This is a genomic window from Brevundimonas sp. AVps4, assembly GCF_058681525.1.
In genome coordinates this window covers 995,424-1,013,060 of sequence record NZ_CM178741.1, presented here as the reverse complement: position 1 = coordinate 1,013,060, position 17,637 = coordinate 995,424, and the positions used below count along the sequence as shown (strand labels likewise).

The 17,637-nt window shown below is 69.0% G+C and carries 22 protein-coding genes; 5 read left to right on the top strand and 17 right to left on the bottom strand.

The annotated features are described in order from the left end of the window. Nucleotides 1-25: 25 nt before the first annotated feature. The 13 genes from ACW178_RS04940 to ACW178_RS04880 all read right to left on the bottom strand — a co-directional run bounded on the left by ACW178_RS04940 (nt 26) and on the right by ACW178_RS04880 (nt 9,686). Entirely contained in the window at nt 26-457 is a 432-nt protein-coding gene (locus tag ACW178_RS04940) for a hypothetical protein (protein WP_152949492.1), read from the bottom strand. Between the two features lie 156 nt (nt 458-613). After that, a complete protein-coding gene (gene ybgC / locus ACW178_RS04935; RefSeq protein ID WP_152949491.1) occupies nt 614-1,075 on the bottom strand; it encodes a tol-pal system-associated acyl-CoA thioesterase in 462 nt (153 codons plus the stop codon). Next, the gene (locus ACW178_RS04930) at nt 1,072-1,461 is read right to left on the bottom strand and encodes a hypothetical protein (RefSeq protein WP_182714871.1); all 390 of its coding nucleotides are present in this window, start codon (nt 1,459-1,461) and stop codon (nt 1,072-1,074) included. The genes ybgC and ACW178_RS04930 overlap by 4 nt, the downstream gene beginning before the upstream one ends. Before the next feature lie 3 nt (nt 1,462-1,464). Further along, entirely contained in the window at nt 1,465-2,931 is a 1,467-nt protein-coding gene (locus ACW178_RS04925) for an alpha/beta hydrolase (protein ID WP_191555018.1), read from the bottom strand. A 66-nt stretch (nt 2,932-2,997) separates the two neighbouring features. After that, nucleotides 2,998-3,273 carry a BrnA antitoxin family protein gene (locus ACW178_RS04920; protein WP_054764706.1) on the bottom strand — a complete coding sequence of 92 codons (276 nt, stop codon included), beginning with the start codon at nt 3,271-3,273 and terminating at the stop codon, nt 2,998-3,000. Further along, nucleotides 3,266-3,466, bottom strand: a complete 201-nt coding sequence (locus tag ACW178_RS04915; RefSeq protein ID WP_224761188.1) for a BrnT family toxin — start codon at nt 3,464-3,466, stop codon at nt 3,266-3,268. The genes ACW178_RS04920 and ACW178_RS04915 overlap by 8 nt, the downstream gene beginning before the upstream one ends. A 56-nt stretch (nt 3,467-3,522) precedes the next feature. Beyond that, nucleotides 3,523-4,554, bottom strand: a complete 1,032-nt coding sequence (gene ruvB, locus ACW178_RS04910) for a Holliday junction branch migration DNA helicase RuvB (RefSeq protein WP_464159808.1) — start codon at nt 4,552-4,554, stop codon at nt 3,523-3,525. A gap of 166 nt (nt 4,555-4,720) precedes the next feature. After that, nucleotides 4,721-5,338 (bottom strand): Holliday junction branch migration protein RuvA, encoded by a 618-nt coding sequence (gene ruvA / locus ACW178_RS04905; protein WP_191555017.1) that lies wholly within the window; start codon nt 5,336-5,338, stop codon nt 4,721-4,723. Nucleotides 5,339-5,480: 142 nt separating this feature from the next. Next, complete coding sequence (gene ruvC, locus ACW178_RS04900; RefSeq protein WP_191555016.1) at nt 5,481-5,999, bottom strand: crossover junction endodeoxyribonuclease RuvC; 519 nt, start codon at nt 5,997-5,999, stop codon at nt 5,481-5,483. A gap of 69 nt (nt 6,000-6,068) precedes the next feature. After that, on the bottom strand, nt 6,069-6,587 hold the full coding sequence (locus ACW178_RS04895; RefSeq protein WP_191555015.1) for a hemerythrin domain-containing protein: 519 nt from the start codon (nt 6,585-6,587) through the stop codon (nt 6,069-6,071). Nucleotides 6,588-6,681: 94 nt separating this feature from the next. Then, nucleotides 6,682-7,380 carry an MgtC/SapB family protein gene (locus ACW178_RS04890; RefSeq protein ID WP_183217746.1) on the bottom strand — a complete coding sequence of 233 codons (699 nt, stop codon included), beginning with the start codon at nt 7,378-7,380 and terminating at the stop codon, nt 6,682-6,684. Between the two features lie 55 nt (nt 7,381-7,435). Continuing rightward, nucleotides 7,436-8,788 (bottom strand): hypothetical protein, encoded by a 1,353-nt coding sequence (locus ACW178_RS04885; protein WP_287103700.1) that lies wholly within the window; start codon nt 8,786-8,788, stop codon nt 7,436-7,438. A gap of 124 nt (nt 8,789-8,912) precedes the next feature. Continuing rightward, nucleotides 8,913-9,686 (bottom strand): YebC/PmpR family DNA-binding transcriptional regulator, encoded by a 774-nt coding sequence (locus ACW178_RS04880; protein WP_054764700.1) that lies wholly within the window; start codon nt 9,684-9,686, stop codon nt 8,913-8,915. A gap of 147 nt (nt 9,687-9,833) precedes the next feature. Here ACW178_RS04880 and ACW178_RS04875 point away from each other — a divergent pair, with 147 nt between their 5' ends. Continuing rightward, complete coding sequence (locus ACW178_RS04875; RefSeq protein ID WP_152949480.1) at nt 9,834-10,031, top strand: hypothetical protein; 198 nt, start codon at nt 9,834-9,836, stop codon at nt 10,029-10,031. 331 nt (nt 10,032-10,362) lie between these two features. Here the strand turns inward: ACW178_RS04875 and ACW178_RS04870 are convergent, their stop codons facing one another. Both ACW178_RS04870 and ACW178_RS04865 read right to left on the bottom strand, forming a co-directional pair. Continuing rightward, nucleotides 10,363-12,105, bottom strand: coding sequence for a cellulase family glycosylhydrolase (locus ACW178_RS04870; RefSeq protein ID WP_492024923.1), 1,743 nt, complete (start codon nt 12,103-12,105; stop codon nt 10,363-10,365). A gap of 98 nt (nt 12,106-12,203) precedes the next feature. Next, complete coding sequence (locus ACW178_RS04865; protein WP_197273343.1) at nt 12,204-12,527, bottom strand: winged helix-turn-helix transcriptional regulator; 324 nt, start codon at nt 12,525-12,527, stop codon at nt 12,204-12,206. A 139-nt stretch (nt 12,528-12,666) separates the two neighbouring features. Between ACW178_RS04865 and ACW178_RS04860 the strand changes: the two genes are divergently transcribed. After that, complete coding sequence (locus tag ACW178_RS04860; RefSeq protein WP_054764696.1) at nt 12,667-13,287, top strand: FMN-dependent NADH-azoreductase; 621 nt, start codon at nt 12,667-12,669, stop codon at nt 13,285-13,287. Nucleotides 13,288-13,313: 26 nt separating this feature from the next. Then, a complete protein-coding gene (locus tag ACW178_RS04855; RefSeq protein ID WP_054764695.1) occupies nt 13,314-13,943 on the top strand; it encodes a DsbA family oxidoreductase in 630 nt (209 codons plus the stop codon). A gap of 36 nt (nt 13,944-13,979) precedes the next feature. Here ACW178_RS04855 and ACW178_RS04850 read toward each other — a convergent pair whose 3' ends face one another. Beyond that, nucleotides 13,980-15,128, bottom strand: coding sequence for a serine hydrolase domain-containing protein (locus ACW178_RS04850; RefSeq protein WP_492024922.1), 1,149 nt, complete (start codon nt 15,126-15,128; stop codon nt 13,980-13,982). A gap of 87 nt (nt 15,129-15,215) precedes the next feature. Further along, a complete protein-coding gene (locus ACW178_RS04845) occupies nt 15,216-15,650 on the bottom strand; it encodes an acyl-CoA thioesterase (protein WP_182714881.1) in 435 nt (144 codons plus the stop codon). Nucleotides 15,651-15,807: 157 nt separating this feature from the next. Here ACW178_RS04845 and ACW178_RS04840 point away from each other — a divergent pair, with 157 nt between their 5' ends. Together ACW178_RS04840 and ACW178_RS04835 are read left to right on the top strand one after the other, a co-directional pair. Next, nucleotides 15,808-16,938, top strand: a complete 1,131-nt coding sequence (locus ACW178_RS04840) for a zinc-dependent alcohol dehydrogenase family protein (RefSeq protein WP_191558742.1) — start codon at nt 15,808-15,810, stop codon at nt 16,936-16,938. Between the two features lie 78 nt (nt 16,939-17,016). Beyond that, nucleotides 17,017-17,637 carry a hypothetical protein gene (locus ACW178_RS04835; protein ID WP_191558743.1) on the top strand — a complete coding sequence of 207 codons (621 nt, stop codon included), beginning with the start codon at nt 17,017-17,019 and terminating at the stop codon, nt 17,635-17,637.

Below are 17,637 nucleotides of genomic sequence, written 5' to 3'. Positions count from 1 at the left end.
AGGGCCGATCGCTCGCCTCAGGGCCTCACTCGGCGCTCGGCCGCCGGTTCGGGTCGACGGCAACGGAGACGGGGGCGCCGACGCTGATGATGACGCCCTCGTGGCCTTCCTTGGCGATGGAATAGGTGGCGGCGTCCTTCAGCAGCTGCTCCTCGCACTGGCGGTCGCCCGGACGGCCCAGGGCCTCGCAGCCGCGCTTGGCCGCGTCGGTCCAGCCCAGGACCCGGCGCGTCGCCGCCTCGGCCCGTTTGATCGCCGCCTCGTCTTCTGCGGCGGCCTGGGCGATCAGGGCCTGACGCGCCCCCTGCTGATATTGCAGCTCGGCCTGGCCCGCCATCTTGCGCTCCCAGACCTTGTAATAGGGACAGCCGACCAGACCGCCGCCGACCAGCAGCGCCGCCAGCAGCAGCACGGTGAGCGTAGCCCCCGTCGTAATCTTGTAGGTTTCCCCGGCCATCCTGCACCCGATCTCTATCCGCTCATCCCGGCGGAAAGCCGGGACCCCGATCTTTGGGCGCAAATCGCCTGAAATCAAAGCCCGGCCGTCATCCCATACGCTGTCGATGCGAAAGCCCTGGGTCCCGCCTTTCGCCGGGATGAGCGGAGGGATGGGTCAGCTTCCTTTCGCCAGCCACGGCGTCACCTTCTCGATCAGCCCCTTCGACGGCCGCCGCGGCCGGCCGTCCAGATGGATGCAGACCGCCGTCACATCAGCCCGGCACAGCACCTCGCCCCCGCGCTCCACCGTCTGGCGGATGATCAGCCGCACCCCCTTCACCTGCTCATAGACGGTCCGCACCACCAGGGCGTCGTCGATCCGTGCGGGCTTCAGATAACGGATGTTCAGCTCGGCCACGACGAAGGCCATCGGCTGGTCCTGCTCCAGCAGGTCGGCGTGCCCCACCCCGATGGCCCGCAGAAAGTCGGACCGGCCCCGCTCGAAATAGCGGACATAGTTGGCGTGATAGACCAGGCCGGTGAAATCGGTGTCCTCATAATAGACCCGCACCGGCAGCAGGTGGTCGCGCCCGTCGAAACGGCCGGCCGTCGGAAGGTCGCTGGGAAGATCGGTCATGTCCCCAGCCTAACGCTGGGCGGCGGCGTCAGGAAGCCGGGGCAATAGCGTCGGCGCATCTCGCGGAACTCGGTCGGCAGGGGATCGTCGCTGAACAGGATGCGGTTGGGCACGGAGATGAAGCCCACCGCCGCCCCGCCCCTGGACCGGCCCACATAGCCGCAGACGGCCCGCTTCTCACCCGCCTCGGCGTAGCGCAGCTCGGCTCCGGGCCCCAGCTGTTCGCCGATCTGGCGCACGACCCGATGCGACGGCGTCTCGGGCGGCGCAATCCGCGACCGGTGGGTCATCATCCACAGTCCCGCCCCGGCCGCCGCCAGCGCCGCCGCGACGAACAGGGCGGCGATCGCACGGGAAGAGGACGGAAAGACCCAGGCCCGCCCCATGTCTCAGCCCGCCGTCGCGGCCTCGATGAAGTTCAGCGGCGTGTCCGCCGGTGGCAGGCAGCTGCGATCCACCGGCGCCGATGGATCGCGCAGGAAGTCGCGCGCCATCTTGCGGGTGCAGGGGCTGGCGTTGATGACGCCGTGGGTCGCATTGGTCACGATCACCACCTGGCTGTTGGAGTAGCCCTTGGCCGCCGCCTCGGTCAGGGGCGGCGGGCAGCCCGGATCGATCTCGGCGGCGACGAACAGGGTCGGGACGTCGGTCTGGACCGGCAGGTTCTCGATCGGCAGCGCGGGCCGTTCCCCTACCGCCGCGCAGACGTCGAACAGCCGCGACAGCGAGGGGACCAGCACCTCAGCGACCGGATCGCCTGCGGCGCCCGCCGCCAGCCGCGCCTTGGATTCGAACGGCAGTTCTTCCTTGCACAGATGGGCCATGTGCTGACCCTCGAAATAATAGGTCCGGTCCTCGGCGATCTCTGCGACCGGGCTCAGGTCCCCGGCGATGATCTTCTCCAGATCGGCCGGCAGGCTGCGCACGCCCCGCGCGCTGTAGGTGGTGTCCATCAGAAAGGCCGACAGGTCGTCGACGGTGAAGGTCTTACCGTCCTTGCCCGTCACGGGGCCGGCCAGCCATTTGCGCGCCTCGGCCTCGAACCGCGCCTGAAGGTCCGGATGGCGCGCCGCGCAGTCCGCCTGGGCCTGGCATTTGCCCAGGATGATCTTGACCGCCGTCGACACCTGTTCCGGGGTTCCAACCGCCCAGTTGCCCTCGGGCGGCCAGGGGCTGTCCATCACGGCGGCGCGGACGATCTGAGGCTGGTGGGTGATGACCGCCGCCTCGATGCGCGGGCCGTAGGAGCCGCCCCACAGGTCGATCTTCGACAGGCCCAGGGCCTGGACCATGTCCTTGACGTCGGCGGCGGTGGCGGCGGCGTTGTACTGGTTCAGATCGACGCCTTGGGCCTGATACCCCTTCAGACAGGCGATCAGCCCATCGCGATCCGCATCCGACGGCGGCCCCGCATCGGTCAGTTCGACGCCCGGACAATCCATCGACGGGGCGCCGGCCCCGCCGCCGCGCTGATCGAACAGGATCACGTCCTGATCCACCGCAAAGGCTTCCGGATTGCGACGCAGGGCCGTCAGCATCCGCCCGGCCCCGCCGACCATGGCCCCGCCCGGTCCGCCGTGGAACATGACCACCGTCGGCAGGGCCTGGCCCGAGGCGTCCTTGTATGGGGCGCTGGCCTTGATGATGACCAGGGCCAGGTCGATGCGCCGGTCCCTGACCGTCCCGTCGCGCGCCTCGTCCACAGTCAGGGTTCCGCACCGCACCTGGCGCACCTCGGTCGGCCATTCGGCCGGACAGGCCTTTTCGGTGAAGACGGGGGCGGCTGCTTTCGCAGGCGGCGCCAGACTGGTCAGGCCGGCCACAAACGCCACTAAGGCCAGGGTGCGCAGGATCATGGGTCGAGGGCTCCGGTTCGTCCCAGCAAACCCCCGCCCGCCTCGCTTGGCAACGCCTATCGACGATCAGGCCGCGTGTTTCTTGCGTGCCGCCTCGGTCAGGGTCTGGGCCATCCGCTCCTTCCAGTCTTCGCCCTCTTCGGCGAAGGCGCGAATGGTGTCGGCAGGCAGTTTCAGACCGACTTCGCGCTCGGCGACGATCTGGGCGTAAAGCTCAGGCAAGGCTTCCCGCAAAGGCCGCGCCCTGGCGAAATCCTCATCCGTCCACTCCGGATTCTGGGGATCGTCGATCTCGCCATCCTCATAGTCGTTCGGATCGAGGCTGAATTCGGGATCAGCCATAGCGTCGGACCTCCTTGACGTTCGCGCGCCGCAGACTGATGGCCCTTATTACGCCGTCGCGGACGGTGAAGGCCAGCATATGCAGCCGTCCGTCCAACATACCATAGGCGCGCCAGCGTGGCTCGCCGTAATCCTGACGGTCATCCACCAGCACATAAGCGGTGCGGAGATCGATTTCGCTGGCGCGCGTCAAAGACAGCCCGTGTTTCTAGCGGTTGATCGCATCCTTGCCCGGATCGAAGGCGATCGTCATTCAAACAGGTCGCCCGGCACGGGTCCGACGGCGGGTTGCGCCGGCGGGGTCAGCCCCAGATGCGCATAGGCCTTGGCGCAGGCCATACGGCCGCGCGGGGTGCGCATGATGAAGCCCTGTTGCAGCAGATAGGGTTCGATCACGTCCTCGACCGCGTCGCGCGCCTCGGCGATGGCCGCCGCCAAGGTGTCCATTCCCACCGGCCCGCCGCCGTAGTTTTCGATCAGGGCCTTCAGGAACCGCCGGTCCAGACTGTCCAGCCCGGCCTCGTCCACCTCCAGCCGCGCCAGGGCCCGCGCCGCCACCAGCTTCGAGATCGTCTCCGCCCCTTCGGCCGAGGCGAAGTCGCGCACCCGGCGCAGCAGCCGCCCTGCGATCCGGGGCGTGCCCCGCGCCCGCGAGGCGATCTCGCGCGCCCCGGCCTCGTCGATCCCGGCGCCCATCTTGCGCGCCGTGCCGCGCACCACCGCCGTCAGTTCGTCGGGGGTGTAGAACTCCAGCCGCAGCGGAATCCCGAACCGGTCCCGCAACGGCGTGGCCAGGAGGCCCGCCCGGGTCGTGGCCCCCACCAGGGTGAAGGGCGCCAGGTCGATCCGCACCGACCGCGCCGACGGCCCCTCGCCGATGATCAGGTCCAGCACATGGTCCTCCATGGCCGGATAGAGAATTTCCTCGACCTGGGGGCTCAGCCGGTGGATTTCGTCGATGAACAGGACGTCGCGCGGCTCAAGATTGGTCAGGATCGCGGCCAGATCGCCCGCCTTGGCCAGGATCGGGCCGGATGTGGCCCGAAAACCCACCCCCAGCTCGCGCGCCACGATCTGCGCCAAAGTCGTCTTGCCCAGTCCGGGCGGGCCGAACAGCAGCACATGGTCCAGGGCCTCGGCCCGGCCGCGCGCGGCGTCGATGAAGACCTTCAGATTGCCCTTCGCCTGCGACTGTCCGACGAACTCCGCCAGGGTCTGCGGCCGCAGGGCGCGGTCGAAAGCTTCGCCCGTTTCGGCCTCGGGGGAGATGATGCGGGTCATGGTCGACCTGGGTGGCGAGTGGCTGCCGAGTGGCGAGTGGCGAGTGGCGAGTGGCGAGAAAGCCGCCCCGCTTTCGGCCCATCATCGGCAAAAGCGGCGTACAGTCCGGTGAGGCCACACGACAGCGCTCGCCACCCGCCACTCGCCACTCGCCACTCCCTTCCAATCACCGCCCCAACTCCTGCAGGGCCGCGCGGATCACCGCCGACAGTTCGGCCTCTTCGCCCAGCCGGATCAGGGCCTGATCGACGGCCCGACGCGCATTGACCTCGGCCACGCCCAGACCCAGCAGGGCCGAGACCGCCTCACCGGTCAGGGACGGCTGCGGCGGCGCGATCTCGACATGCATGCCGGGTGCGACAGGCGCAAAACTTACGTCTCCCAGCGGCTTGCCCTTCAGCTCGGTGACGATCCGCAGCGCCAGTTTCGGCCCCACGCCGTTCGCCCGCGCCACCGCCGCCTTGTCCTCGCGCGCCACAGCAGACGCCAGTTCGCCGGGCGGCAACACGTCCAGCACCGCCAGGGCCGCCTTGGGCCCCACGCCCTGAATGGCCAGCAGGGTCGTGAAGGCCCGCCGCTCGTCGCGGGTCAGGAATCCGTACAGGCGCGGGCCCGCGTCCTCGCTCCACTGCGAATGGACATGCAGGGTCGTCTCGTCCCCCGGCGCCGGCAGCCGGCCCAGGGTCCGCGCCCCGCACGACACTACATAGCCCACCCCGCCGCAGTCGATCAGGCAGTCCGCCTCCCCGACCTCGGCCAGCACCCCTCTCAGACGTCCGATCACGACCAATCCTCCCCCGTTGGGGGAGGGGGACCGCGAAGCGGTGGAGGGGGCTTGCCCCAGACACCCTGTTCGCGGCAGGCCCCCTCCACCACCCTTCGGGCGGTCCCCCTCCCCCAAGGGGGGAGGATTTCAATGTCGCGCCTCACGCCGCCCCCCGGTGCATGGCTTCCAGCAAGGACCGTTTCCTCAGTTGCGCATGGGTGATCGCCACGGCCAGGGCGTCGGCGGCGTCCGCCTTCACATCCCCGGCGGTCGGCAGCAGTCGTTTGACCATGAAGCCGATCTGGCCCTTGTCGGCGTGGCCGGCGCCCACCACGGCCTTCTTGATCAGGTTCGGCGAATATTCCGCGACCCTTAAGCCCCTTTGGGCCGGCGCCAGCATGACCGCCGCCCGGGCATGGCCCAGCTTCAGGGTCGAGGACGGATTGACGTTGACGAACACCTCTTCCACCGCCGCCTCCTCGCAGCCGTGGTCGGCCAAGATGGTCCCCAGCGCTTCGAACAGGAACAGCAGACGTTCGGAAAAGGGCGCGGCCTCGGGCGGGGCCACCACCCCGTGCGCCACCCAGCGCAGGCGCGCGCCGTCGGCTGTGATCACGCCCCAGCCGGTGCGCCGCAGACCGGGGTCCAGGCCGATGATTCTGACTGTTTCGTTCGCCATCCGTTCCCCTCATGCCGCAAAGAGGGTTAGCGGGCAATGAACAGCTTCAGAAACCCGGCCGGATCGACCTCAGCCGTGGGCCTCCACATAGGCGTCCGGATCCTTGTTGACCGGCTTCACCCCTGTGATGTGTTCGGCCTCGAAGGCGGCGAACCGGACCGCCAGGTCGTGGCGCAGGGCCACGTCGGCGTTCAGGCGGAAGTCGGTCAGCCCCTGCCGCTCCTCCTCGCCCATATGTTTGGAGTTGACCACATTGGCCCGGCCCACCGCCGCGAACCAGTCCGGACTGCCGACCGGATGCCGTTCCACCGCCTTGACCGCATCGCGCAGCTTGTTGTGGTCCTCGATGGCGTCTTCGGTCTCGCCCTCCACCGTCCCGTCGTCGGCGTCATTGGCCCCTTCGCCCAGCTTGATCAGGTCGGGATAGAAGAACCGCTCCTCGGCCTCGGCATGGACGTCCAGAAAGGCCGACAGCCTCAGCCAGACCGCGCTCAGGGCGTCCACGTCCTTCGGGTCGATCTGTTCGATGATCGAGAACAGGCGGCGCTGTTCGGCGTGGTCGTCCAAGATCAGCTGGGTGATGTCCATCGGGTCTGCATCCTTCGACCAGAGCGGCGCCGGGCATGGCGGGTCTGACGGTCCACCGGCTAATCCGCGCGGCCCGCGACGGTTCCCGCCCCGCTCAGCCGTCGCGCGGATTCAGCCGATAGGCGGCGACGCCCGGCGCGGCGCACAACAGGCCGGCCAGCCGCTCCAGCTCATCGTCCGTCGACGCCTTCAGCCGCCAGGATCGCCGGATTCTGCGCCCGTCGTGGATCAGCTCCAGCCGCCCGGAATGGGCTTGGGGGTCGATGGCGCGAATGGCCGCCTGGACCTGATCCTCCGGCGACGGGGCCGCCCGGTCCCAGGCCACGACCACATCCACCACCTTGCGGTCGGGCAGGCGCAGGTCGATCAGCCGCAGTCCCCCCAGGATCAGGGCCGTAACCCCGGTCCCCAGGGCGCCCAGGCCGTAAAGACCCGCCCCGAACAGCAGGCCGATGGCCGAGGTGATCCACAGCGAGGCGGCGGTGGTCAGGCCGTGCACTGAAAATCCAGTGCGGAAGATCACTCCGGCGCACAGAAAGCCGATGCCGGTCAGCACCCCATGGGCCATCCGCGTCGGATCGGTGACGATGTTCTCATCGGGCAGGGCGCGAAAGGCCCAGTCGGCCTGGCGCATGGCCGCCAGCATCAGCAGGGCCGAGGCCAGGCTGACCAGGATGTGGGTTCGAAACCCGGCAGCCCGGCCGCGCCATTCGCGCTCCAGCCCGATCGTCCCGCCGGCGACGACCGCCCCGAGGATCGGCCAGAGCGCGCCGTTCAACAGGTCGCTCATCATGCCGATCAAGCGAAGGGCGCGTCCGAACGTTCCGGGCGCGCCCTGTTTCGGACGATCAGCCGACGATGGCCTGAAGCTGGGCGGCGGCGTCGGCGATGCTGGGACGGCCGCCCCGGCCCCGACGGGCGGCGTCCAGGGCGGCGGCCGACATGGCGGCCTCGGCCCGGACGCTTTCCAGATCTTCGCGCAGGGCGCTGATCTGCTGGTTCAGGGTCTGGACGCGCTTCTCATGCTCGTCCTGGGCCGCGCTCAGCTTGGCCTGCAGCTTGACCATCCGGTCCTCGGCGCGGGCGATGGCCTTGTCGTGGCCGGCGGCCGCCTTGGCCAGGGCGTCGGCGCGGTCCACGGCCGCCACGCGGGCGACCTCCATGGCGGCCTGACGCTGACGCGCCTCCTCGATCTCGCTCTCCAGGGCGCGCACCCGCTCCACGGCGCGGTCCAGATTGATCTGCAGCGTGTCCGCCCGGCGCTCGGCCGCATGGCCCCCGGTCTGAAGTTCGCCCAGGCGCGAGGTCAGTTCGCTGTTCAACACCTCCAGGCCGTTGGCCCGGGCCGTGGCCGTGTCCAGCCGCGCGGTCAGGGAGGCGGCCTCGGCGCGGGCGGCCTCGACCTGGCTTTCCAGGGTGCGGATGGCGCGGGCCGCCTCGGCCTGTTCGGAGGCGGCGCGGGCCCGTTCGGTGGCCAGCTGGCCCTCGCCGGTCGCCGCGGCGCGCGCCAGGGCGGCCACCTCGGTCCCCACCTCGTCCACGCGGCGGCGCAGCACGGTGTTCTCTTCCAGCATCAGGGCGTGGTCGCGCTGGATCTGGGCGCGGGCGGCCTCAAGCTCAGACCGCGCCGTCTCGGCCTGGGTCAGCTGGATGCGCAGCGACTCCTGGTCCTGCTCCAGTTCGCGGATGCGCTGGACGGCGGCGCGATCGACCGCCTCGAAGCCTTCGATCCGGGTGGCGGACTGGGCCAGGTCGGCGCGCAGCCGGCCGATCTCGACCCGGGCCTCCTGCAGATTGGCCGCGCTCTCGGCGCCGCGCGCCTCCAGATCGTCCACCTTGGCCTCGGCCTCCGCCAGGGCCTCGGACAGGCGGCGGACCTCGGCGTTGGCCAGACCCAGCTGCCGGGCCGCCTCGTCATGGGCGTTGCGCAGATTGACCAGTTCGACATGATTGTCGCGCCGCGACCGGAACTCGGCCTCCAGCGGATCGCGCAGCTGACCCAGCAGGGTCTCGAAGGTCCCGAACCGCTGGGCCATTTCGGCCAGCTGATCCAGACTGTCCTGGATGGTTTCGAACCGTTCGCCGATCAGGCCGGCGACGTCCTGCTCCTCCGCCCGGGAAACCGGGGCGGCGGCCGGGGCCTCATTGCTCTGGGCCTTGCCGCCGCGGGACAGAACCCGGTCTATTCTGGTCAACTTCATGATCGCGCCCCTCCGTCTTCGCTCCGGCCAGCCGGCTCGGCCCCAGGTCGAATCAGCCGCTCCCCAAACGTTGACGAAAGGTTAATCCGAGGGAGCCGTCCAAGTCGAGACCCGCGTTCGCCGATCAGCCAGCGTATTTCGCCGCATCCTCGTCGGAAATATCCTCATTGGAATAGACGGCGGACACGTCGTCCTCGGCGTCCAGGGCGTCCAGCAGTTTGAACAGGGTTCCGACCGCCTCGCCCGTCACCGTCACTTCCGACTGGGGCTTCCAGACGATGGCGGTGGACTTGGGGTCGCCCAGCACCTTGGACATGGCCTCGGCCACCTCGTTCAGGTCCTCGAAGGCGGTCCAGATGGTGTGGCCCGGCGCGTCCTCATAGATGTCCGGCTTGACCAGATCGCTCTCGACGTCCTGGGCGCCGGCCTCGATGGCGGCCTCCATCACGGCGTCCTCGGTGCCCGCCTCGGCCGGATAGACGATCTTGCCCACCTTGTCCCACATGAAGGCGACCGAGTTCATCTCGCCCAGGGCGCCGCCGTTCTTCTTGAAGGCCGTGCCGATGTTCGACGCCGCGCGGTTGCGGTTGTCGGTCAGGGCTTCCACGATGATGCCGACGCCGCCGGGGCCCCGGCCCTCGTAGCGGACCTCTTCCATCGTATCGACGTCGCCGCCCGAGGCCTTGTTGATCGCCCGCTGGATCACGTCCTTGGGCAGGCTTTCGGCCTTGGCGTTGTTGATGGCCAGGCGCAGGCGCGGATTGGCCGCCGGGTCCGGCAGGCCCGACTTGGCCGCCACGGTGATGTCGCGCGACAATTTGGAGAACAGCTTGGAGCGCTGCGCGTCGGCGCGCCCCTTGCGGTGCATGATGTTCTTGAATTTCGAGTGGCCGGCCATGGGGATCGTCTTCGACAGTCTGAAACCTGAGCCGCGCTCCCTAGCCGATGCGCGGCAGGCTGTCACGATGCGGCGGCGGACGAAGAAGCGCAGTGGAACCTCAACCATTTGGGGGTATTGATCCCTCAAGCCGATAAGGAACCCCCGATGAACGCGACCGACATCTATGAAGCCGAGGGCCGCGCCGACGACGACCTGCACGAGGCCGACATCGTCGAATGGTACGAGACCCGCCCCGTCACCGTCCCCGCCGCCGTCGCCGCCGGCTCCATCATCGCCGCCTTCACCCTGGGCGCCCTGACCGCCGTCGGCGTTCTGTTCCTGACGGGACAGCTGGACGACTGAAGTCACCCTCCAGCCCCTCGCCTGCGGGGAAGAAGCAGGCCGTGGCGCGCAGCGACGCCCGAACCATAAGGGTCTTCGCCGTTTAACCTTGAAGCGACGACGCCTCGCCCCATCTGCCCTTCAGCACAGCCGAGGGGGGCGCCGATGTTCAGCCTGTTCTTTCATCCGAGGCGTTCCGACGACGGCCGGCCTGTCGCCGTCCGCGTCGTCGCCGGCGCCAAGAGCTCGGCCACGAGGGATGCGCCGAGTCCGGTCCTGGTGGAGCGCGTCTCTCACGACGAGGAGCCTCCGGCGCCGAGCCGGCCCAGGCCCCCGTCCTGAGGTCCGCCGTTCAAGGCTCCACGCGCAACGCCCTCACCCGGCAGGCCGCGCAATCCTCCGCCCGCACGATCAGGGTGTTGGTCCCTTCCAGGAAGGGCAGGGCCGGCGTCGTCGCCTGGCCCCAGCCGTCGCCCGCCGGAAGATCAATCGCCGTCGCCTTCCCTCCGTTCAGCGACACCGACACCCGGCCGCCGGTTCCGACCACCGTAAGCGCCCGCGTCCCGGCCGTCTCGGCCGTCACCGTATAGCGCAACCACTCCCCTGTCTCGAACTCGGCCACCACCGGCTCGCCCTCGACCACGGCGATGTCCACCCCGTCGTTCCTGAAGGTCCGGCCGGTGTTCCACCAGGGCACGCGCTCACCCGGCCCGTCGATGTCGGAATCATAGACGTCCGACCAGGCCGCGCCCGCCCGGCCCAGGTCATAGTCCGCCGCCCGGATCGTCGCCCCCGACGTCCCGATGCGGTGATCGGCAAAGGGGACCGCCGCGTCCGAATGGGGCCGGCGCAGCAGGGCGTCGACCACGTCGCGATGTTTGACGGTGTTCTCGAACCGGACGTCCTGGGTCGCCAGCCGCATCAGGGTCGCCTCCGCCTCCGCCGCCGACGGCCGCTCTCCCTTGCCGGTCCAATAGGCGACCAGCCGCGCCCAGCCGGGATTGGGTTTGATCTCCAGCGGCTGGTTGAAGCCGATCTTCTTCAGCGGCCAGAAGGCCCAGCCGATCCCCTCGCCCTCGACCAGGGCCACGGTCTGCGTGAACCAGGTGTTGGAGTTCTCGCCGGATTCGCCCAGCCACAGCGGCGCGCCGGTCTCCTCCCTCAACCGCAGCATCTCGGCGATCGAGGCCCGGTCAGTCGCGTTCCAATATTTGTGGAAGCTGATGACCGTATTGTCGTCCCACAGAGGCGTGACGCCGCGATAGTTGTTGCCCCAGCAGTTCCCCTCGATGACGATCATGTGCCGCTGATCGACCTCGCGGATCGCCGCTGTGATCTCCATCATCAGCGACCGCAGCGGGACGTTGGCCGTCTGCTCGCAGCCGTGGCCGCCGCCGGGCTTTTCGAAATCCCAGTTGGGTTCGTTGATCAGGTCATAGGCGCCGATGGCCGGCTCGTCCGCATAGCGTTCGGCCAGCCGCCGCCACAGGGCCACGGTCTTCCTGCGGTTCTCCGCGCTGTCCCACAGCGACGGCTTTGCCGGATCCCGGTCCGATATGGCCAGGTCGCTCCCCTGCCCGCCCGGCGCGGCGTGCAGGTCCAGGATCAGGTACATCCCATTGGCCTTGACCCAGGCCAGCAGGGCGTCGATCTCGGCGAAGCCCTCCTCCTTCCAGGTGTCCCGCCCCGCGACCGGCTCCTGATCCACCGGCAGGGTCAGCCGGTCGTAATGCATCGGCAGCCGCACCGAGTTGAATCCCCAGCGCCCCATGGCGTCGATGTCGGCCTTGGTCGTATGGTTGGCGCGCCAGGCGGCGTAGAAGGCTTCGGTCTTCTCCTCGCCGATCAGATCGGCGATCCGCCCCCGGATCACATGCTGCTGACCCAGGGCGCCGAGCTGAAGCATATAGCCTTCCTGAAGCACCCAGCCGCCCAGACCCATGCCGCGCAGAATGACCGGCGCCCCCGTCTCATCGACGATCCGCGTCCCCTCCGCCCTCAAAAACCCGCCCGTCTGCGCCGCCGTGTGGGCCGCCGCGCCGCCGGCGCAAAGCACCGCGCTCGCGGCCAAGGCCGCGATCCATCCCGTCCTCATGGCGTTCCTCCACGCGCTTTTTGTGGGAACGTTCTCACGCGCAGAGCGGATTGGCTAGGGCGGCGACGCCTGTCCCGGCCGGGAATATCCCAGATCTCCTAGCCGGCGTCGTATCGGAGGCGGGCGCCCTTGATGCTGTCCTGATTTTGATCCGCCCACGTCACGAGCTCCATCACGGGCGCGAGCAGCGTCCGCCCGACATCCGTCAGCTCGTAATCGACGCGCGGCGGAATGGTGGGAAACAAGGTCCGCTTCACCAGCCCGTCACGTTCCAGGCCGCGCAGGTTAATCGTCAGCATCCGTTGTGAAATGCCGTCGATGCGACGCCGCAGTTCATTGAACCGCACAGGGCCGTCCTTGAGCGTCGCGATGATGTACAGGGTCCATTTGTCGCCGATGAGATCGAGGATTTCACGAACCATCCGACAGTCGCTCCCTTCCCCGGGGGTGGGAAAATCAATGTCACTAAGGGTCATCGGAGTGCCTTCTTGCGGGCGACGGAGGGGGTCACTTTAATAGTGTTGGTAACAAGATTTCACTACTCTTTCCATCGGAGCCATCATGACCCGCATCCTCCTCGTGACGTCCAGCCCTCGGGGCGCAGAAAGCCTCTCCACCCGTTTCGCGACCGAGATCGCCGAAGGCCTGAAGGCCCGCTCGGGCGGCGCCCTTCTGACGCGGGATCTCACCGCCAACCCGCCGCCCCATATTACTCAGGCCTATATCCACGGCCGCGTCACGCCCCCAGAGGCGCGCACGCCCGAACAGGCTGCAGCGGTCGCCCTCGCCCATGAACTCGTCGATGAGGTGAAGGCCGCCGACGTGATCGTCTTGGGTTCGGGCATGATCAATTTCGGCCCCTCCTCGCAGCTCAAGGCCTGGTTCGATCACATCACCTGGCCCGGCGTGACCTTCGGCTACGGCGAAGACGGCCGGCCGTGGGGCTTCCTGACCGGCAAGAAGGTCTATCTCGTCACCGCCACAGGCGGCGTCTTCTCTGAAGGCGACTGGGCGCCCTTTGATTTCCAGACCGGCAATCTGCGCCATCTCCTGGGCTTCATCGGCCTGACCGACGTCGAACTCATCCGTGTGGAAGGCACCGTCTTCGGGCCCGAGGCGGCCAAGGCCGCCGTCGCCGCGACGGAAGCCCAGGTTCGCTCGGTCCTGGAACGGGCCGCCTGACGACGCCTGGCGGAAGGGACCCCAAAATGTTGCAGATCGACCTTTACGCCGAGATCACCTGTCCCTGGTGCATCGTCGGACATCACCGCCTCGACAAGGTTCTGGAGGAGTGTTTTCCTGATCTGGACGTCGATATCCGCCAGCATCCGGTGCTTCTGCTCCCCGATGCGCCGGCGGAAGGCCTCTACATTCCCGATCTTCTGCTGTCCCGCTACGGCGTGACGGATCCGAAGGCGTCATTCGCTCGGCCCGAGGCGGAGGCGAGGGCCTCGGGGCTCGACCTCGATCTGAGCCGCCAGCTCTGGACCTACAGGACGCAGCCGGCGCACGGGCTGATCCTGGCGGCGCGAGCCCGAGGCGCGCAGCACCGGCTGGCGGTCGCGATCACCGACGCTCACTTCCTGGGGGCGATGAACATTTCGGACCCCGATGTCCTGGCGGATATCGCCGTGAACCATGGGTTCGAACGCGAAGAAGCCCGCGCGATCGCGCTCGATCCCGAGCAGCATCGACACGTCGAACAGGAGGCGGCGCGCTCAATGGCGGCCGGGGTGAGGTCCGTTCCCCACTTCGTCTTCGGCGGGCGCATCGCCATCAACGGCGGACGCAGCGAAGACGAGATCGCCTCGGCCATCCGCGCCGCCGCATCCGCCTGAGATTGGCCTGTCCTGGCGCCGTCCTGATCGCCCCCCTTACCGCCCCGGCTCGCCCGCCGCCGCTCGAACGCGGTCGGCAATGGCGTTGGCCCTTTCGTTCAGCGCGCCTTGGGCGCCCTCAGCCACCGTTGGCGAGATCAGAAAGACGGCCAGGCCCTGGCGCGGATAAAGCGAGATCCAGGACGAGGTGTTGAAGGTGCCGCCGCCATGGTACAGCTGCCCCTCGGTTTCGGGTCTGTAGGTGTTCCAGAAATAGGCGCGGCCGAAGTCGCCGTCCTGGAACAGGGGCGTCGTAGCCTGGGCAGGGATCGGGTCCCGCCGGTCGAAATAGAGGGCGAGATATCGCCCCATGTCGGCGGTCGTGGCGACCAGGCCGCCGGCCCCGTCGCAGGTTTCGGCGGCCCGGTCGCGCACCGCCAGACGCGCGGGATCCTCGACCGCAGCGCCGCATCGAACGTCGATCGCTCCGTCGCGGGCCTGAAGGAACCGCCGCACCAGTTCGGGATAGGGGGCGCCGTAGATCCGTTCCAGAATCAGACCGATCAGCCGGGCGCCGGCGTTGCTGTACAGATAGGTTTCACCGGGATCGGACCGCAGCTCGACCGCGTTCAGCCGCCTCAGAAAATCCCGATCGTCATGGGCCGCCAGACAGGCGATGCGGGCCGGATCGGCTGGCTGGTCTTCGCACGCCAGCAGCATCGGCAGGCCCGACATGTGGGTGGCGAGATGACGGACGGTGACGGGCTTGCCGTTGCGGGTCAGCCGCGAGGGATCGACCTGCGGCAGATAGAGGGCGGCCGGCGCGTCCAGCGCGATCTTGCCGTCCCGCACCGCCTGGGCCAGCAGCAGGCCGGTGAAGGTCTTGGTCAGGGAGCCGATCTCATAAAGGGTTTGGTCGTCCGGCGCCCGCCCGGACGGCGATCGGCCGTAGTGGAAGGTATGGACCCGCCCCTGATAGACCACGGCGCCCGACACGGACTGATAGCGCCCATCCGCCATCAGCGGCGTCACCTCCGCGGCGGCCGCCGCCAGGATCGCCGCTTCACCCAAGATCGCCGTCCCCTGTGAGGGCTCCGTCGCCGCGCTCTGGACAGGCTGGGCCGAACAGGCGGCGAGCGGCGTCCAGACGGCGACGCAGGCCAGCGCAAGGGCGGCGGCCGAACCGACAGGAAGGCGAAACGTCATGCGAGCTGCTCCGATAGGCCCCCAGTCCACCACGCCGCCCCGCACGGGGCCAATGAAGCTTCGGTAATACGACCTGTCAGCGCGGCCTCACCCCGCCTTCAGATTCTCCACCACCGCCCTCAGCTTGGCGGGCAGGGGCTTGGGCCGGCGGGTTTCGGCGTCGACATAGACGTGGACGAAATGGCCGACGGCGGCGGGCACGTCGGTGCTGCGCTTGAAGACCGCAAAGCCGTAGGTGACGCTGGAGGTGCCGATCCGGTCGACCTTGATCCCCACCTCGATTACATCGGGGAACTTCAGCGCCGAGGTGTATTGGCAGCCGCTGTCCACCACCAGGCCGATGGACTCGTCCAGGGCGTTGGCGATCAGCAGATGGGCGTTCACCGCCGAGTCCACGAACTCGTAGAATTTGGCGTTGTTGATATGGCCGTACTGGTCGTTGTCGGCCCAGCGGGTCGAGACCATGTGAAAGGCGCGATAGGTCGCGCGTTCGGCCAGGGCGCCCAGTTCCGTCTTCGGCATCGTCATCATCCTCCCCGGCGATCGTCCGTGTCGCCGTCCAGGTGACGCTCGGGCTTGGACGACGTTGCGTCAAGCGCCTATCGGTAGGCGGACGATCACAAGCGCTCAAGCGGCTGACGACCGCGTCCTCGGCGATAGCGCAAGGAGAAGCTTGACTATGAGCATCACGACCCGCGCGGCCGTTTTGTCGAGGAGCGACGCCGCCCTTCCCTACGCCGACAGCCGCCCCCTGTCGCTCGAGACGGTGACGCTCGACCCGCCCGGCCCCGGCGAGGTGCGGGTCGCCGTCAAGGCCGCCGGCCTGTGCCACTCGGACCTCAGCGTCATCAACGGCGACCGTCCCCGCCCCCTGCCCATGGCCCTGGGGCATGAGGCCGCAGGCGTGGTCGAGGCCCTGGGCGACGGCGTCACGGACCTGGCTGTCGGCGATCACGTCGTCATGGTCTTCATGCCCTCCTGCGGCCATTGCGACCCGTGCGCCGGCGGCCGTCCCGCCCTGTGCGAGCCCGGCGCCGCCGCCAACGGCCGGGGCGAGCTTCTGTCCGGCGCCCGCCGCCTCTTTCGCGAGGGCGAGCCGGTCAACCACCACCTGGGCTGTTCCGCCTTCGCCGAACGGGCCGTGGTCTCGCGCCGGTCCCTGGTCAAGATCGACCCGGAGCTGTCGTTCGAAGAGGCGGCCCTGTTCGGCTGCGCCGTCCTGACCGGGGTCGGCGCCGTGGTGAACACCGCCGGGGTCAAGGCGGGCCAGAGCGTCGTGGTCATCGGCCTGGGCGGCGTGGGCCTGGCCAGCGTCCTGGGCGCCCTGGCCTGCGGCGCCTCGCCCGTGATCGCCGTCGATCTGTCCGAGGACAAGCTGGCCCTGGCGCGCAGCCTGGGTCCGGTCCAGACCGTCAACGCCGCCGATCCCGATGCGGTGGATCAGGTCCGCGCCCTGACCCTCGGCGGCGCCGACTTCGCCTTCGAAATGGCCGGCTCGGCCCGCGCCCTGGAGAACGCCTGGAAGATGACCCGGCGCGGCGGAACCACCGTCACCGCCGGCCTGCCCCCGCCCGAGGCGGCGCTCGCCGTCAACATCGTCTCCCTGGTCGGGGAGGAACGCACCCTGAAGGGCTCCTACATCGGAACCTGCGTCCCCAGCCGCGACATCCCCCGCTATGTCGCCCTCTACCGCCAGGGCCGCCTGCCGGTGGACCGGCTGATGAGCGGCGTCATCCCGCTGGACGAGATCAACGCCGGCTTCGACCGGCTTCACGCCGGGGAGGTGGTGCGGCTGATCGTTCGCCCGTGAAGAGACGGTAATTCCGGCGCCCGTTTTCCGCCGCAAAGCCGAGCGCCAATCCCGGCCCAAGCTTCAGCGGAGATTACCATGCGCCTGTCCCGCCCGTCCTTGGCCGCCGCCATGTCGGCCGTCGTCCTCGCCTTCGCCGCCCCGGCCTTCGCCCAGGACGCCCCATCCGACAACGCCCGGGGGCAGGACAATGCCGAAATGGCGGCCATCTTCGCCGCCGACCAGGCCGTCCGCCAGAACATCGACCCCCAGAAGTTTCGCGACCGCGCCTTCGTCGAGCAGATGCACGCCGCCGACGCCGCCCGGCGCGTTCAGACCCGCGCCCTGCTGGACGCCGGGGCGCTGAAGACCGGCGCCGACTATCGCGCCGCCGCCTTCGTCTTCCAGCACGGCTCGACGCCCGAGGACTATCTGCTGGCCCACAGCCTGGCCGTCGCAGCGGTGGCCAAGGGCGATGCGGACGCCGCCTGGATCGCCGCCGCCACCCTGGACCGCTATCTGCAGATGACGGACAAGCCCCAGATCTACGGCACCCAGACCCGCAAGACCCGCGACGCCCCGGCCACCCTCGAACCCTACGACCGCGCCCTTGTCCCCGACAGCCTACGCGCGGTCTTCGGCGTCCCGCCCCAGGCGGAACAGGACGCCCGGCTCGCCGCCGTCAACGCCGCGACCGAAGCCGCGACGCCAAAGCCCTGA

What these genes read in the sequence shown, in the direction of transcription:
- ACW178_RS04850 (WP_492024922.1), bottom strand. Translation starts at nt 15,128, where the DNA reads ATGACGTTTCGCCTTCCTGTCGGTTCGGCCGCCGCCCTTGCGCTGGCC.
- ACW178_RS04865 (WP_197273343.1), bottom strand. Translation starts at nt 12,527, where the DNA reads ATGGTTCGTGAAATCCTCGATCTCATCGGCGACAAATGGACCCTGTAC.
- ACW178_RS04895 (WP_191555015.1), bottom strand. Translation starts at nt 6,587, where the DNA reads ATGGACATCACCCAGCTGATCTTGGACGACCACGCCGAACAGCGCCGC.
- ACW178_RS04890 (WP_183217746.1), bottom strand. Translation starts at nt 7,380, where the DNA reads ATGATGAGCGACCTGTTGAACGGCGCGCTCTGGCCGATCCTCGGGGCG.
- ACW178_RS04855 (WP_054764695.1), top strand. Translation starts at nt 13,314, where the DNA reads ATGTTGCAGATCGACCTTTACGCCGAGATCACCTGTCCCTGGTGCATC.
- ACW178_RS04835 (WP_191558743.1), top strand. Translation starts at nt 17,017, where the DNA reads ATGCGCCTGTCCCGCCCGTCCTTGGCCGCCGCCATGTCGGCCGTCGTC.
- ACW178_RS04880 (WP_054764700.1), bottom strand. Translation starts at nt 9,686, where the DNA reads ATGGCCGGCCACTCGAAATTCAAGAACATCATGCACCGCAAGGGGCGC.
- ACW178_RS04845 (WP_182714881.1), bottom strand. Translation starts at nt 15,650, where the DNA reads ATGCCGAAGACGGAACTGGGCGCCCTGGCCGAACGCGCGACCTATCGC.
- ACW178_RS04840 (WP_191558742.1), top strand. Translation starts at nt 15,808, where the DNA reads ATGAGCATCACGACCCGCGCGGCCGTTTTGTCGAGGAGCGACGCCGCC.
- ACW178_RS04870 (WP_492024923.1), bottom strand. Translation starts at nt 12,105, where the DNA reads ATGAGGACGGGATGGATCGCGGCCTTGGCCGCGAGCGCGGTGCTTTGC.
- ACW178_RS04885 (WP_287103700.1), bottom strand. Translation starts at nt 8,788, where the DNA reads ATGAAGTTGACCAGAATAGACCGGGTTCTGTCCCGCGGCGGCAAGGCC.
- ACW178_RS04930 (WP_182714871.1), bottom strand. Translation starts at nt 1,461, where the DNA reads ATGGGGCGGGCCTGGGTCTTTCCGTCCTCTTCCCGTGCGATCGCCGCC.
- ACW178_RS04925 (WP_191555018.1), bottom strand. Translation starts at nt 2,931, where the DNA reads ATGATCCTGCGCACCCTGGCCTTAGTGGCGTTTGTGGCCGGCCTGACC.
- ACW178_RS04920 (WP_054764706.1), bottom strand. Translation starts at nt 3,273, where the DNA reads ATGGCTGATCCCGAATTCAGCCTCGATCCGAACGACTATGAGGATGGC.
- ACW178_RS04940 (WP_152949492.1), bottom strand. Translation starts at nt 457, where the DNA reads ATGGCCGGGGAAACCTACAAGATTACGACGGGGGCTACGCTCACCGTG.
- ACW178_RS04875 (WP_152949480.1), top strand. Translation starts at nt 9,834, where the DNA reads ATGAACGCGACCGACATCTATGAAGCCGAGGGCCGCGCCGACGACGAC.
- ybgC (WP_152949491.1), bottom strand. Translation starts at nt 1,075, where the DNA reads ATGACCGATCTTCCCAGCGACCTTCCGACGGCCGGCCGTTTCGACGGG.
- ruvC (WP_191555016.1), bottom strand. Translation starts at nt 5,999, where the DNA reads ATGGCGAACGAAACAGTCAGAATCATCGGCCTGGACCCCGGTCTGCGG.
- ruvB (WP_464159808.1), bottom strand. Translation starts at nt 4,554, where the DNA reads ATGACCCGCATCATCTCCCCCGAGGCCGAAACGGGCGAAGCTTTCGAC.
- ACW178_RS04860 (WP_054764696.1), top strand. Translation starts at nt 12,667, where the DNA reads ATGACCCGCATCCTCCTCGTGACGTCCAGCCCTCGGGGCGCAGAAAGC.